Here is a 15086-nt window from a genome sequence, read left to right on the forward strand (position 1 = left end):
TTTGTTTTGCATGTTGAGCCCGCCTGATACCTAATTGTGGACCGTCCACTGCCGGTCGCCAACCAAATCCCGGACCGTAACATTTTACTGCTCCCGTCCGTTAATTAAAGTATACTAGTTTTAAGGGACCATCTTTAAAAAATATATACCGTCTTGAAATCTACTCGCCCTATCAGCATTTTCAGCCTGCTACAGATCGGAATACTGGTGTTGATCGCCGGGAAAGCATGGTCTCAGGAAGCGGCGCACGACCACAGTGCCATGCGTTCCGCGATCGAATTCATTGAGAATAAAGGGCAGTGGGACGGCGCCTTCGTCTACCGCGCCAACCTCGGTGGCGGTAATATCTTCCTGAGAAAGAACGCCATCCGGATGTTGTTCTACAACCCGCAAGACATGCAGCGGATGGTAGAAGCCAACCATGGCCACCCCCGCAGCGGAGATACCACTTATAACCCCGACGGCGGGAAATTCGGCACCCGCTCCGCCGGAGCGCAACAGCCCGGAACGGAAAATGGCGCCGTTGGCGGCGGAGGCGGCGGTGGATATGTTCCCGGGAAAGTGAGGGGGCATGTGTATGATATTACCTTCCTCAACGCCAACCCCGACCCGGTCATCTCCCCGTCCAAACCTTCCCAGGAGAATATCAACTATTTTATCGGTAACGACCCCTCGCGCTGGAAATCCGGCCTTTCTTCGTATACGGCCGTAGGGTACGAAAACCTCTACCGGAACATCGATATGCAGGTCTATTCCGAAAGCGGCCAGCTGAAATACGACCTGATCGTACGCCCCGGCGGCGACCCCTCCGCCATCCGGATGCAATACACCGGCGCACAATCCCTCGCCCTGAAAAAAGGGAATCTGCATATCCAGACCTCGGTAGGCGAAATCATGGAGCTGCAGCCCTACGCCTACCAGCTCATCGACAATCAACGCAAAAAAGTAAACGTTCAATACAAACTGAAAGGCAACGAGCTGAGCTTCAGCGTATCCGGCCGGTACGATCCGCAATACCCGTTAGTGATAGACCCCGTGGTCGTATTCGCCACGCTGACCGGTTCGCGGGCGGATAACTGGGGCTTCACCGCCACTTATGACGACGCCGGCAATTTTTACGGCGGCGGCATCGTGTTCGGGCCAGGATACCCGGTTTCTCCCGGGGCGATAGACGATGCTTTCAACGGCGGCAAATACGATATCGGCATCACGAAATTCAACCCCACCGGCAGCAGGATTTTGTACAGCACCTATATCGGTGGCGGCGGGGAAGACCAGCCGCATTCCCTGTTCGCGGACGGCGCCGGCAACCTCGTGATCTCCGGCCGCAGCAACTCCGGTGGCAGCTATCCCGCGCCCAATACCCACGGCCCAGGCGGCGGGCACGATATCGTGGTGACCAAGCTCAATGCCAACGGCACCGCCATCATCGGCTCCATCCGCATCGGCGGAACGGGGACGGACGGGGCCAATATGCAGGCCAATAAAGTTTCCGGAATCGACGGGCTGCTCCGCAATTATGGTGACGATGCCCGCAGCGAAGTAGTGCTCGATGGAAACGGGAATATCTATATCGCAGGGTCTACCCAGTCCCAGGATTTCCTGGCGACGGCAGGCGTGGTTCAGGGCACTTACGGCGGCGGCAGGCAGGATGCGGTGGTCATCAAGATCAACCCCAACTGTAATGCCGTGATCTGGGCCACTTTCCTCGGCGGCAGCCTGGAAGACGCGGCCTATGTGCTCGCCGTCAACGGCTCCAATTCCGTGTACGTGGCAGGCGGCACTGCCAGCAGCAATTTCCCCACGCGGAACGGTGTGTACAATTCCTACCGTGGCGGCTCCTGCGATGGATATATTACCGAGCTATCGTCCGACGGCAGGAACATCATCGCATCCACCTTCATGGGCTCGGATAACGGGAAGGCCGACCAGGTATACGGCATTCAGCTGGACAGGAACAACAACGTCTATGTGATGGGCACTACCGAAGGCAACTGGCCGATCAAACAGCCAGCCGGTACCCCTACTTTTTATAACGACAATTCCCGCCAGTTCATCACCAAGCTCCGGCCCAACCTGTCGGATATTATTTATTCCACCACTTTCGGGAAGGCGGGGCCCACGCCCAGCATTTCTCCCGTGGCGTTCCTGGTAGACCGTTGCGAGAATGTGTACGTGTCGGGTTGGGGTGGACGGCTGAACGGAGGGTTCAACGCCTCTAACACCCGCGGCCTGCCGATTACGCCGGACGCGCGGCAGTCGCGCACGGATGGCGACGATTTTTATTTCTTCGTGATGAAGCGCGACGCGCTCGGCATTTTGTACGGGACCTATTTCGGTGGGAACGGACTGGCGGAGCACGTAGACGGGGGCACCAGCCGGTTCGACCGCAACGGCGTCATCTACCAGGCCATTTGTGCATCCTGCCAGCTCGACCTGCCGCGGAGAACGCGTTTCCCCAGCACGCCGGGCTCTTATTATACCGGGATGACCGACCTCTGCAACCTCGGTTCCCTCAAGATCGCGTTCAACCTCGATGGTGTGCGCGCAGGGTTCACGACGCAGGAGCGGAAACGGAACTATTGCGCCCCGGCCGATATTACGTTTATCGACACTACCAACGTAAACGCCACGGCCTGGATCTGGAATTTCGGGGACGGGACCCCCGAGATCAGGAATACCAGTCCCACAATGCAGCACCGCTACAACAACATCGGCGACTACAACGTCATGCTGGTGAAATACGATCCGGCGAGCTGTAACGTGTACGATACGGCGTACCTGCCGCTGCGGGTCCGGAACGACCAGGCAACCGTGAACTTCACGGAGCAGCGCCAGCCGCCCTGCACGGCGCTGGAATACCTGTTTACCAATACGTCTACGGCGCCTGCGGGCAAGCCGTTTACCGATACGTCTTTCGTCTGGGATTTCGGCGACAATACGCCGCTGGTGAGGGCAGGCCTGCAGCCGCAAACGCACCGGTATGCGCAAGAAGGTTTATATACCGTTCGGCTGCGGCTGGTAGATACGAATTATTGCAACGCGCCGGATGAAAGGGCGATACAGTTGCGTGTGGCGGCCAATGTGGTGGCGCTTTTCAATGTGCAGGACAGTTCCTGTGCGCCGTTCACCGCGCATTTCGACAATATCTCGAAAGGCGGCGTTACGTTTGAGTGGGATTTCGGGGACGGAAGCCCGATTTCCAACGAAATCTACCCCACGCATACTTATACGACACCCGGCCGGTACCCGGTCCGTCTCCGCGCGTTCGATCCCAATACCTGTAACCTGCAGGACGATACGACCGGTTTCATTACCGTGTTGCCCGGTCCTACCGCCGCCTATTCCTTCCTGCCCACCAAGCCTATCGAGAATACGCCTACCACATTTACCAACGAATCGCGCAATGCCGTGCGGTACCGCTGGGATTTCGGGGACGGCAATTCCACTACCGATCCGAACCCCACGCACCAGTACCTGCGTTCCGGTGTGTATGAAGTCTGCCTGACGGCCTATACGGAATACGGTTGTGAAGACTCCGTGTGCCAGGAAGTTTCGGCGATCGTGAACCCGCTTTACGACGTGCCCACCGCCTTCTCCCCGAACGGCGACGGCATTAATGACAAGTGGGAGATCAAAGGGTTCGGGATTATGCGGTACGACATGAAAGTCTTCAACCGCTGGGGGCAGCTCCTGTTCCAGTCGAACGATCAGAAACTGGGATGGGATGGCCGTTTCAACGGAACGGTGCAGCCGATGGATGCGTATGCGTTTGTATTGAACATCGAATTTACGGACGGTAACAAGATCACCAAAACAGGAAACGTAACTTTGTTAAGATAGCGGGCTATGAGAAAAGCTGTATACCATATATTATTCGTTTGTTGCCTCGGGGCGGCTTTCCCGGCCGTTGCGCAAGACCTGCATTTTTCGCAGTTCTTCAATTCGCCATTGTCTACCAACCCCGCCAATACCGGCTTTATCCCGGACGGCAACTATCGTATCGGCGTCAATTACCGCAACCAGTGGGCAACGATCCCCGTACCGTACAAAACCATGTCGGTTTTCGGCGATTTCCAGCTCTTCCGCGACCGGCTCACGTATGGCTGGGTGGGCCTGGGCGGCATGATCCTCCGCGATGTGGCGGGCAGCGGCAACCTGGCCAGCACCAAAGCGTACGGGTCTGTGGCCTATCACCAGCTCCTCGGGCAAAGCAGCCTGCTGTCTGCCGGTTTTAACGTAGGATATGCAGACAAACGGGTGGATTTGAGCAAACTGACGTTCGGGTCGCAATGGAACGGACAGTTCTTCGATTCGCAGATGTTTTCCGGAGAACCTTTCACACAGGCTTCCGTGGGTTACCTGGACCTGCAGGTGGGGATGAACTATGCTTTCTTCCCCAATGAGCTGGTATACGTGAACGGCGGATTTTCCGTGCACCACGTCAACACCCCCCGCGAATCCTTTTACGACGGCAACAACCAGATCGAACGAAGGTATATCGGCTTTTTTAACGCCAGCCTCAAGATGAGCGATAAAGTGATCCTCAATCCGGGCGCGTATTATGCGCGGCAGGCGAACGTCAGCGAAACGATGTTCGGGGCCTATGCGGCCTATAACCTTTCCGGCGATGGCAACCAGCAGCTTTTCGGCGGAGCTTATTACCGGTTGAAAGACGCTGCGGCGCTGCTCGTTGGCTACCAGGTGGCGAATTTCAGGTTGATGTTCAATTATGATGTGACCACCAGCGCGCTTTCGGCGGCCAACAAACGGCAAGGGGCATACGAAGTGAGCCTGCTGTACCTGGGCCTGTACCCCAACCGGAGTTTCTCTCACGCCAAGCGGTATACGCTTTGTCCATCTTTCTGATAAAGAAAAAGTTAATGTTGAACGGCCGTCGGGAAAAAACCGATAATTTAGCCGTGTATTAAACCGGTGCACATGAAAAGGATTTACCTTTTTGCAGCATTCCTGCTTTCCTTACAGTTCGCCTTCGCGCAAAACCCCTACCGCGTAGATACTGCCCGCGGGTTCGACCCTTCCAAAATGATGGCGGGCGGCAACTTCGGTTTCGCCTTCGGCGATTATTCACTGCTGAACGTTTCGCCGATGATCGGGTACCGCTTCAGCCCGAAATTCGCCGCAGGTATCAGTATCAATGCGCAATTCACCTGGGAGAAATACCGCTACGATAACTTTAAAGACAATACGTCCATCCTCGGCGGCGGCATCTGGGGAAGGTATTACCCGCTGGAAATGCTCTTCGTTCACGCGCAGCCCGAATACAACTCCCTGTCCCTCAAACGCAGGTATTTCGACGATCCCCCGCATACCGTGAAAGACAAGTTCACCGCGCCCAGCCTGCTCCTCGGCGGTGGCTACGCACAGCCCATCGGCGGCAATTCCGCCCTGGTGATCATGCTGCTGTACGACGTACTGCAGGATAATCATTCCCCTTACCGCAACCGCCCCGTGTTTTCCGTCGGCGGGAACTTCGGGTTTTAATTCTCTGTTAAGGGTTAAGAATCACTAAACTTTTATTTACAAATACTGCTATATTTGTTGCATGTACCAGCAAGCAGATACAGCAGTCATCGGCGCAGGCATCGTGGGCCTGGCCACGGCGTACCACCTGGCTTTGAAAGGCCGGAAAGTGGTCGTTTTCGAGCGGAGCCCCCGTGCGCTGGGCGCTTCGTATCGCAATTTCGGTAACGTGTGGACGCTGGGTCAGCAAGACGGCTATATTTACGACCGTGCGCTTTACGGCCGCGGCATCTGGCAGCAACTGGCGCGGGAAACGGGCCTCCCTGCCGAGGAATCCGGCTCGCTGTTGCTGGCCTATCATGCCGACGAAGCCGGCGTGCTCGAAGAATTCGTGTCCACTTCCAGCCGCGATGTCGAAATCCTCACGCCCGAAGCCGCAACCCGCCGCAGCAGGGCTTTCCGGCCCGAGGGACTGAAAGCCGCGCTCTGGAGCCCCCTCGAAATCACCGTAGACCCCCGCGAAGCGTGCGCCCGCCTCGCCGCCTGGCTCGAAAGCGAACATGGCGTCACATTCCGGTTCGGCACCGCCGTCAACGGTATCCAGCTGCCGCATATCGAAACGAAAAACGAAAAGTGGAAGGTGGATAAGGTGTACGTCTGCACCGGGTACGACTTCGAAACGCTGTACCCCGATATCTTCGCTGCGGCGCCCCTTACGCGCTGCAAGCTCCAGATGATGCGCACCGTCCCCCAGCCTGAGGGCTGGCAATTGGGTCCCACGCTGGTAACGGGCATGTCGATGCTGCACTACGCGTCTTTTGCCCACTGCCCGGGGCTAAAATCCGTGAAACGGCGTGTGGACGCCACTTTGCCGGAATACGTAAAATACGGCATCCATCTCATGGTGACGCAGAACGGGGCAGGGGAGCTTTCGCTGGGAGACTCCCATGAATACGGCCTGGCGGTAGACCCCTTCGACAAGGAGCACATCAACGACCTCATCCTTCAATTCATCAACACCTTCCTCCAGGCGCCCGCCATGGGCATCCAGGAGCGTTGGCACGGCATATATCCGAAACTGACCAACGGCGGCCATGATCTCGTCCTGCACCCCGAGCCCGGCGTCACTATCGTGAACGGGATGGGAGGAGCCGGTATGACACTGTCTTTCGGCCTCGCGCGCGACGTGACCGCCGTGGAATAATTTCCCGTATTTGTGATATGCGACAGGGCCTGCTTTTCAGCCGGCCCTTTTTTTATGCGTTTTTATGCGTTTTTATGCGGAAATCCCTATTTTTATTGGGTTTAAACTATACTTACGTAATGTCGCCAATATCACCGGGGATTTTTATCCTTTTCATCGCCTGCTATTTTATCCTGTTATTGTTGGTGTCTTACCTCACCACCCGGAAGGTCGACGAGCAGTCGTATTTCATCGGGAACCGGAACTCCGTGTGGTACCTCGTGGCCATCGGGATGATCAGCGACTCCCTGTCGGGCGTCACATTCATTTCCGTACCGGGCAAGGTGGAAGTAGCTTCCTTTTCGTACCTGCAAACGATTTTGGGATATATTCTCGGCTACGTCGTGATCGCCACGGTGTTGTTGCCGTTGTATTATAACCGGAACCTCACTTCGATTTACACGTATCTGCAGCAGCGGTTCGGGCCGGTGACGCAGAAAACAGGGGCGATGTTCTTTATCCTGTCGCGCCTCGTGGGCGCGGCGGCGCGGCTCTTCCTCGTGGCGGGCGTGTTGCAGCTGTTCGTGTTCGATTATTACGGGATCCCGTTCGCGCTGTCGGTTTCCATCATGATCGCGCTGATGCTGGTGTATACCTATCGCGGGGGTATTAAAACCCTCGTGTGGACAGACGCCATGCAATCCATTTTCCTGCTCCTGGCCGTGGTGCTGACCATCGTGGTGATATGCCGCGATCTGAACTGGGGGCTGGGGGATTTGGTCTCCAACGTCGCCGGCAGTCCGCATTCCAAAACGTTCTTCTGGGATTGGAAAGCGGGGAATTTCTTCCCGAAGGAGTTTTTCGGCGGGATGATGATCGCGGTAACGATGACGGGGCTCGATCAGAATATGATGCAGAAGAACCTGAGTTGCCGCTCCCTGAAGGAAGCGCAGAAGAACATTTATTCTTTCAGCATCATGCAGCTCGTCGTGAATGTATTTTTCCTGAGCCTGGGGATTTTGCTCTATCAATATTTACACGCCAACAATATCCCGATGCCGCTGACGGCGAAGGGCGGGCCGGCTACCGACCAGGTGTTCCCGCTGCTGGCGCTGCAGCACCTGGGTACGTTCGCTTCGGTGATTTTCATCGTGGGGCTGACGGCGGCTACGTTCTCCAGTGCAGACAGTGTGCTGACCACGCTCACCACTTCTTTTTACATCGACATCCTGGGATATCCGACAGACGGGATCGACGCGCGCCGCAAGCGCATCAAGAACGCGATCCACGTAGGTTGCGCTGTGGCTTTGCTGGGCACGATCCTGCTGTTCCGCGAGTTCAACAACGATGCGATCATCGATACCGTGCTGTTCCTCGCTACCATAACGTACGGGCCGATGCTGGGGCTGTTCGCGTTCGGGATCCTGAACAAGCGGCCCATCCTCGATTACGGCTCCCTCATCGTTTGCCTCGTTTCCCCGTTGCTGTGCTTTATCCTCAAACAATATTCGGAACAATGGATGGGCGGGTATAGATTCGGCAATGAATTGCTCATCGTGAACGGCCTGTTTACGTATATTGGATTATGGCTGTTCTCCCGCAAAAAGAACGCCCTGCCCGCACTGCAGTAAAAAAGTGTAGATTACAATCACAAAATGAATAGCAGATGAATGATACGTTAAAGAATTTGAAGATGCGCGATTGGACGGAAACGAAAGCGCATTCCAGCTGGCAGATATTCAAAATAATGGCCGAATTCGTGGAAGGGTTTGAAGCCCTCGCCAAAATAGGCCCCTGTATTTCCATCTTCGGCTCGGCGAGAACGCGTTCCGGGAACCCTTACTACGAACTGGCCTGCGAGATCGCGCGTAGATTGGCGGAAGACGGGTTCGGCATCATTTCCGGCGGCGGCCCCGGGATCATGGAAGCGGCCAACAAAGGCGCGCAACTGGCAAACGGAACGAGCGTGGGCCTCAATATCGAACTGCCGCACGAACAATACGCCAACCCTTTCCTCGACCGCGATAAAAGCCTCAACTTCGATTACTTCTTCGTGCGCAAAGTCATGTTCACGAAATATTCCCAGGGCTTCGTCATGATGCCCGGCGGCTTCGGCACCATGGACGAATTCTTCGAAGTGGCCACCCTCATCCAGACGAAAAAAATGACCGAAACGCCGCTCGTGCTCGTGGGGAGCGAATATTGGGGCGGATTGCTCGAGTGGATAGACACGGTGATGATGAAAAAAGAAAGCAATATCCACCCCGAAGACCTCAACCTGCTGAAGGTGTTCGACACGGCAGACGAAGTGGTGGACTACTTCCGCGAGTTCTACGCGTCCAACAAACTGCGCCCCAATTTTTAGATTAATTTTATGTTATATACACATGAAATATATTCATGCATGATGTTGGAATTGCATATATATTTATAAAACACAGCCTAAATGTACCATTAAACGCATTAGTATATGGTCAATAGTTGTGTCTTTAATGGTTAACATGGGGTAAAGAGCCTGGTATTACTATCAGGCTCGATTTATTTTCAATCCTTCACATATATCGCATTTACTTGATAATTGCTTAGGTTTGCAAAAAAATCAGGCATGGAGGTAATACCCGGGGACATTCAGGCGTTTGCAGAGAAGTATACCAGTCCGGAAGCGGACCTGTTATATCGCCTCCACAGGGAAACCTACCTGAAAGTGGACCAGCCGCATATGCTGAGCGGGCACGTGCAGGGTGTTTTTTTGTCGATGGTGAGCCACATGCTCCGGCCGCGCCGTATCCTGGAGATCGGCACCTACACCGGGTATTCGGCGATATGCCTTGCCCAGGGCCTTACGGAAGGCGGGATGCTGCATACCATCGATGTAAATGAAGAGCTGGAAGACATGGCGGCGCGCTATATCGCCGAAGCCGGTCTTACCGCGAAGATCACCCAGCACATCGGCAAAGCCGCAGGCATCATCCCGCAACTCAACGAAACGTTCGACCTTGTTTTCATCGATGCGGACAAGGCCGGGTATATCGGGTATTACGATATGGTGTGGGAGCAGCTTCGGCCCGGAGGGTTCATGCTGGCCGACAATGTGCTGTATCACGGAGAAGTGGTATTGCCGGAAACTGAACATAGCAACAATGCCAAAGCCATGGTCCGCTTCGTGGAAAAGGCCGTGGCAGACGAGCGCGCCGAAACGCTGCTGCTCACCCTGCGCGATGGGGTACTCCTCATCCGCAAAAAATAATTCGACCCATTAAATTCGACATATAATGCAAGTGAAGTCATACTGCCTGGCCATCTGTTTGCTGCTTGGCGGAGCCATAAAAAGCTTTGCCCAAACCATCAGCACCCAACAGTACATCGACACGTACAAGCTGATCGCGATGGAAGAAATGCGCCGGTCCGGCGTTCCCGCATCCATCAAACTCGCACAGGGCATCCTGGAAACGCAGTCCGGCAACGGATGGCTCTGCCTGAACAGCAACAACCACTTCGGCATCAAATGCAAAAATAACTGGACCGGCCCCAGCGTTTCGTACGACGACGACGCCCGCGGCGAATGCTTCCGCAAGTACGGTTCGCCGCAGGAATCCTGGAAAGACCATTCCGAGTTCCTCCGCAACAATCCCCGCTACAAATTCCTGTTCGATCTCAACCCGAACGATTATAAAGCCTGGGCTTACGGCTTGAAAACGGCAGGTTATGCCACCAGCCGCACGTATCCGCAGCAGCTCATCCAGATCATCGAAACCTACCAGCTCCAGCAATACACGGACATCGCGATGGGCAAGGGCGAGATCAGGACCGGCGACGTTTTTGCCGGAGATCCCGGCTCCTACACCCCCGCGCAGCCTTCGACGGCTTCCCGCCCGGTGGTGACGGCCGCCGCGCCCGCGAAGAAGTATCCCGAGACCGGAGAGTTCCGCATCAACAATCGCAAAGCCATCTTTGTTAAAAAGGGAACGGCGCTGATCCAGGTGGCCTCCGCCCGGGACATCCGCCTCAGTTCTTTGCTGAAATATAACGACCTCGCGGCCGACGTGCCCCTGGAAAAAGACATGGTCATCTTCCTGCAAAGCAAAGGCAAGCGCGGCTCCAACGACTTCCACATCGTGGCGGCCGGTGAAAGCCTTCACGATATTGCCCAGGCAGAAGGTGTGCAGCTCCGATGGGTGCGCCGCCGCAACAAACTCCAGGAAGGCGAACAGCCCGCGGCCGGGGAACGCATCGCGCTGGACGGCTACGCATCCGCCAAGCCGCGCCTCGGCAGCAATTCCGTCGCGAAAGTGGATGAGCACGAAGACCTGAAGCCCCGCGAGATCATCCAGGATATCAAAAAGGAAATCGAAAAAGCCTCGGCACAGGCGCCCGTTGCGGAAAACCGTCCGGCCCCGCCGCCGCCCGCACCGGAAAAAGCCCCGTCGGCCCTGCCCCCCGGCATGATCGAAGACCTCAAAAAAGCAGGCGCGCAAACCTCCTCCCGCGAACAAACGCACACCGTCGGCGAAAAGGAAACGCTGTACAGCATCTCCCGCCAATACGGCTGCACGGTGGCGCAACTGCAGCAATGGAACAACCTGCAAGACAATGCCATCAAGATCGGCCAACAACTGATCGTGAAAAAATAACCGCTAAACCGAATACATACGATGATCCAGGTACATGATAAGAAGTTCGTCCCCTATATCACTGAAGAGAAACTGCAGGCGCGGGTCAGGGAAATGGCGCAGCAGATCAGTCTCGATCTCGAAGGGAAAAGACCGCTTTTTATCGCCATCCTCAACGGATCGTTCATGTTCGCCGCCGATATGTTCAAATATCTGCACATCGAAGCGGAAATCTCTTTCATCAAACTGGCGTCTTACAAAGGCACCAAATCCACCGGTAACGTCATCACCGCCATCGGGCTCGACGAAGACCTTTTCGGCCGCACCGTGGTGATCCTCGAAGATATCGTGGACACGGGCAAAACGCTCAGCCAGTTCCTCCCGCAGCTGGAGCACCAACAGCCGGAGAGGCTCATGGTGGCGTCGCTGCTCACCAAGCCCGACGCCGTCACGCATCCCGTCAAGATCGACTACCTTGGCTTCTCCGTTCCCAACAAGTTCCTCCTCGGTTATGGCCTCGATTATGATGGCCTGGGCCGGAATCTCCCCGAAATCTACCAGCTGGCCGAGTAATTTTTTGCCGCTGCGGCCGTCGAAACAAGGAAATGCTTACATTTATATATCGGTGTATGTAAATTATTTCGATGTATAAGCTCCTCATGTTGTTCCTTTGCGCAAGCTGGAGCATGATCGGAGTGGCGCAACAGCGAAAAGTGGTGACCGGCGCCGTGCAGGATAGCCTCCGGCACGATCCGGTATCGGGCGTAAAGGTCACCGTTTGGCCAGACACTGCTTCCGTGCAGACCAATCAATACGGATTATTCAGGATAGAAGTCCCCAACGGCAGCACCCACCTGGTTTTCGAGCACCCCGGTTACGTCCGTAAATCCGTGCCGCTTCAGCATGACCGCATGCTTATTGAGCTCAGTCCGCTAAAGAAAAATTCCGGTGCCGGCAACGAGATTGCCACGGCCAAAGCCCGTGCGCGCTATGCCGCCAGCTCCAATCCCAATTACACGAGCCTCGGCGTCACCATCACCAGCTTTTTCGACGAAACCTATGGCCGGCTATACGAAAACAAGTTCGTGGACACCCGGCGCAAAGCCGTGTCCGACTTCGCGCTGGACGTAGACCGGGCCGCCTATAGCAATATGCGCCGGTTCGCGCGGCTGAAACAGCCCGTGCCGGTGGATGCCGTGCGGATCGAGGAGATGCTGAACTACTTCCATTACAGTTATCCGCTGCCGCGGAAGGATTCGCTGTTCGCCATGTACAGCCATTATACCGGTTGCCCCTGGGAGCCCCGGCACAACCTGCTCCAGGTGGCCGTGCGGGCCCGGCAGATCGAAACCGACAGCCTGCCCTCCAGTAACCTCGTGTTCCTCATTGATTGTTCCGGCAGTATGGGAACGCCCAATAAACTTCCTTTGCTGCAGGCGGCTTTCCGGGTGCTGGTCAATAATCTCCGGCCGCGGGATAAAGTGGCCATCGTGGCGTATGCGGGCACGCCCGGACTGGTGTTGCCCTGTACGCCGGGCAACCAGAAGGAAAAGATCCTCCACGCCATCGATTACCTGAGCGCCGGCGGCGCCACGGGAGGGGAAGCGGCCATCAAGATGGCGTACCACATCGCCGGCGAAAACTTCATCCCCGGCGGCAACAACCGCGTCATCATGGCCACAGACGGCGATTTCAACGTCGGGCAAACGAGCGACCAGGATATGGAAGACCTCATCGAACAGCAGAAAGAAGGCGGCGTACTGCTGACCTGCCTCGGTTTCGGGATGAAGGATTATAAGGATTCGAAGCTGGAAACCCTCGCCAGTAAAGGCAACGGCAATTTCGCGTATATCGACGACCTGGAGGAAGCGAACAAGGTTTTTGCCCGGGAATTCGGCTCCACGCTGTTTACCGTGGCCCGTGAAGTGCACGCCCAGGTGACGTTTGACGCGCGGCGGGTGAAGGCTTACCGCCTGTTGGGGTACGAGAATAAAATCCTGAAAGAAGAGAACGGCGATAGTTTGAAGGTGGCCGGCGGCATCGTGGGGTCGGGGCATTGCGTAGTGGCGATGTATGAGATCGAGCCCGCGAACCCCGGATCAGACGGGCCATTGGCAACGGTTTCGCTCACCTGGCGGCCGGACGGGGAAGAGCGGCAATACCAGCTGGAAAAGACGATCGGTTCCCCCGTCTCCAGTTTCGACGAAGCGCCCGATGACTGCCGGTTCGCGGCTTCCGTGGCGCTTTTCGGGATGTTGCTCCGTAAATCGCAATACGCCGGCAACGGGAATGTGGAAATGGTAACGCGCATCGCGAAACGCTCGCTGGGCCCAGATCCCGGCGGTTACCGCGGAGAATTCCTCAAACTCATCAAACAACTGAAGAAACACACCCCGTGGCTGAAGTAGCCTGTTATGCAGCAGGGGCTTCCTGTGGTTCGGACTTCCAGCACAGCGACCCGATCAGCATCCCCGCAATGCTCCACAACAATCCCACGAACAGCGGCGGCGTAGCGGTATCCATCCATTCCGAATAAATATAACCGGCTGTACCGAGCAAAATCGACAAATTGGCGCCGGCCTGGTTGGCGCGTTTCCAATACAGCCCAGCCGTCAGCGGCACGAACAGCGAAACGAGGCTCAGCACGGACGACGAAGCCACCAGCTCGTAAATGTCCTGGCTGGCGAAAGCCATTCCGATAGAAATGAGCGAAACCAACACGACCGAAAACCGGATGATGAGCAGGAATTTTTTATCGCTGATGTCTTTGAAAAACGGTTTAACGAGGTTTTCGCCCAGCACCGTGGCAGGAGCGAGGATGGCGCCGCTCGTAGTGCTCATGATGGCAGACAGCAGCGCGCCGAAAAAGAGGATCTGGATGAAAAGATTGCCATGCTGCATCACCATTTCAGGCAAAATCGTGGACGGGTCGGCTGCGCCAAGACCGGGATAGAGCTGTTTGGCGCAAAGTACGATCAGCAGCGGCAACGAACCGATCACCAGGTACATCAGCGCACCGAGGTACGAGCTGTATTGCGCCACGCGCTCGCTTTTGGCGCTCATCAGCCGTTGAAATACGTCCTGCTGCGGAATGGAGCCCAGGCCGATCGTGAACCAGGCGGCCATATAATGCAGCCAGCTGTGCCAGTCGCGGTCGGGAAAGAAGCGGAAAGTGCCCGCAGGCGCGCGTTCCACCACCGCGGTGATGCCTCCCGCCTCATTCACCACTAAAAATGCGATGACGAGAATGCCGATGATGATCATGATGGTTTGAATGAAATCCGTGACGGAAACCGACCACATCCCGCCCATGTAGGTGTAGCACATAACAATGAGCCCGCTGGCTACCATGGCCGTTTCCTGCGAAACGCCCATCACCGTATTGATCACGATCCCCATGGCCACGATCTGCGCCGCGATCCAGCCGAAGTAGGAGGGGATCATTAACAGTGCCGACACGATCTCCGCCTTCTTCCCGAAACGTACCCGGAAGTAATCGCAGAACGTCAGCACGTTGACGCGGTACAGTTTCCTTGCATAAAACAACCCCACCAGCAACAAACACAACGATGCGCCGAACGGATCTTCTATCACCCCGAGCAAACCATGCTGCGCAAACTCGCTCGTGGCGCCCAGCATCGTTTCCGAACCGAACCAGGTGGCGAAGATCACGCAGGTGCTGATGCCCAGCGGAAGGCTCCGGCCCGCCACGATGAAGTCGCCGGCGCTTTTCACCCGCCGCGCCGCCCAGCGGCCGATCAGGATAGTGATGAGCAGGTAGATCAGTACGAAGCCCGTGAGCATATGCT

At 56.1% G+C, this 15086-nt stretch carries 11 protein-coding genes; 10 read left to right on the top strand and 1 reads right to left on the bottom strand.

Going from position 1 to position 15086, the window contains the following annotated elements; all coding sequences use genetic code 11:
* Positions 1 to 153: 153 nt before the first annotated feature.
* The 10 genes from ACQKLP_RS25905 to ACQKLP_RS25950 all read left to right on the top strand — a co-directional run bounded on the left by ACQKLP_RS25905 (position 154) and on the right by ACQKLP_RS25950 (position 13685).
* The gene (locus ACQKLP_RS25905; RefSeq protein ID WP_427326068.1) at positions 154 to 3843 is read left to right on the top strand and encodes a PKD domain-containing protein; all 3690 of its coding nucleotides are present in this window, start codon (positions 154 to 156) and stop codon (positions 3841 to 3843) included.
* Positions 3844 to 3849: 6 nt separating this feature from the next.
* Complete coding sequence (locus ACQKLP_RS25910) at positions 3850 to 4869, top strand: PorP/SprF family type IX secretion system membrane protein (protein ID WP_427326069.1); 1020 nt, start codon at positions 3850 to 3852, stop codon at positions 4867 to 4869.
* A 72-nt stretch (positions 4870 to 4941) separates the two neighbouring features.
* Complete coding sequence (locus tag ACQKLP_RS25915; RefSeq protein WP_427326070.1) at positions 4942 to 5505, top strand: hypothetical protein; 564 nt, start codon at positions 4942 to 4944, stop codon at positions 5503 to 5505.
* 61 nt (positions 5506 to 5566) lie between these two features.
* Positions 5567 to 6688, top strand: coding sequence for a TIGR03364 family FAD-dependent oxidoreductase (locus tag ACQKLP_RS25920; protein WP_427326071.1), 1122 nt, complete (start codon positions 5567 to 5569; stop codon positions 6686 to 6688).
* 119 nt (positions 6689 to 6807) lie between these two features.
* The gene (locus ACQKLP_RS25925) at positions 6808 to 8298 is read left to right on the top strand and encodes a sodium:solute symporter (RefSeq protein WP_427326072.1); all 1491 of its coding nucleotides are present in this window, start codon (positions 6808 to 6810) and stop codon (positions 8296 to 8298) included.
* Between the two features lie 35 nt (positions 8299 to 8333).
* Positions 8334 to 9032, top strand: coding sequence for a TIGR00730 family Rossman fold protein (locus ACQKLP_RS25930; RefSeq protein WP_427326074.1), 699 nt, complete (start codon positions 8334 to 8336; stop codon positions 9030 to 9032).
* A 240-nt stretch (positions 9033 to 9272) separates the two neighbouring features.
* Entirely contained in the window at positions 9273 to 9914 is a 642-nt protein-coding gene (locus tag ACQKLP_RS25935; RefSeq protein WP_427326076.1) for an O-methyltransferase, read from the top strand.
* Positions 9915 to 9939: 25 nt separating this feature from the next.
* Positions 9940 to 11298: a glucosaminidase domain-containing protein gene (locus ACQKLP_RS25940; protein WP_427326077.1), complete on the top strand. Its 1359-nt coding sequence runs from the start codon at positions 9940 to 9942 to the stop codon at positions 11296 to 11298.
* Between the two features lie 21 nt (positions 11299 to 11319).
* Positions 11320 to 11850 carry a hypoxanthine phosphoribosyltransferase gene (gene hpt, locus ACQKLP_RS25945; protein ID WP_427326078.1) on the top strand — a complete coding sequence of 177 codons (531 nt, stop codon included), beginning with the start codon at positions 11320 to 11322 and terminating at the stop codon, positions 11848 to 11850.
* Positions 11851 to 11921: 71 nt separating this feature from the next.
* A complete protein-coding gene (locus tag ACQKLP_RS25950; protein ID WP_427326079.1) occupies positions 11922 to 13685 on the top strand; it encodes a YfbK domain-containing protein in 1764 nt (587 codons plus the stop codon).
* 4 nt (positions 13686 to 13689) lie between these two features.
* Here the strand turns inward: ACQKLP_RS25950 and ACQKLP_RS25955 are convergent, their stop codons facing one another.
* Positions 13690 to 15081 (bottom strand): sodium:solute symporter family protein, encoded by a 1392-nt coding sequence (locus tag ACQKLP_RS25955; protein WP_427326081.1) that lies wholly within the window; start codon positions 15079 to 15081, stop codon positions 13690 to 13692.
* Positions 15082 to 15086 lie beyond the last annotated feature (5 nt).

The sequence above is a fragment of the Chitinophaga sp. NPDC101104 genome, from assembly GCF_050277495.1.
GTDB lineage: Bacteria > Bacteroidota > Bacteroidia > Chitinophagales > Chitinophagaceae > Chitinophaga.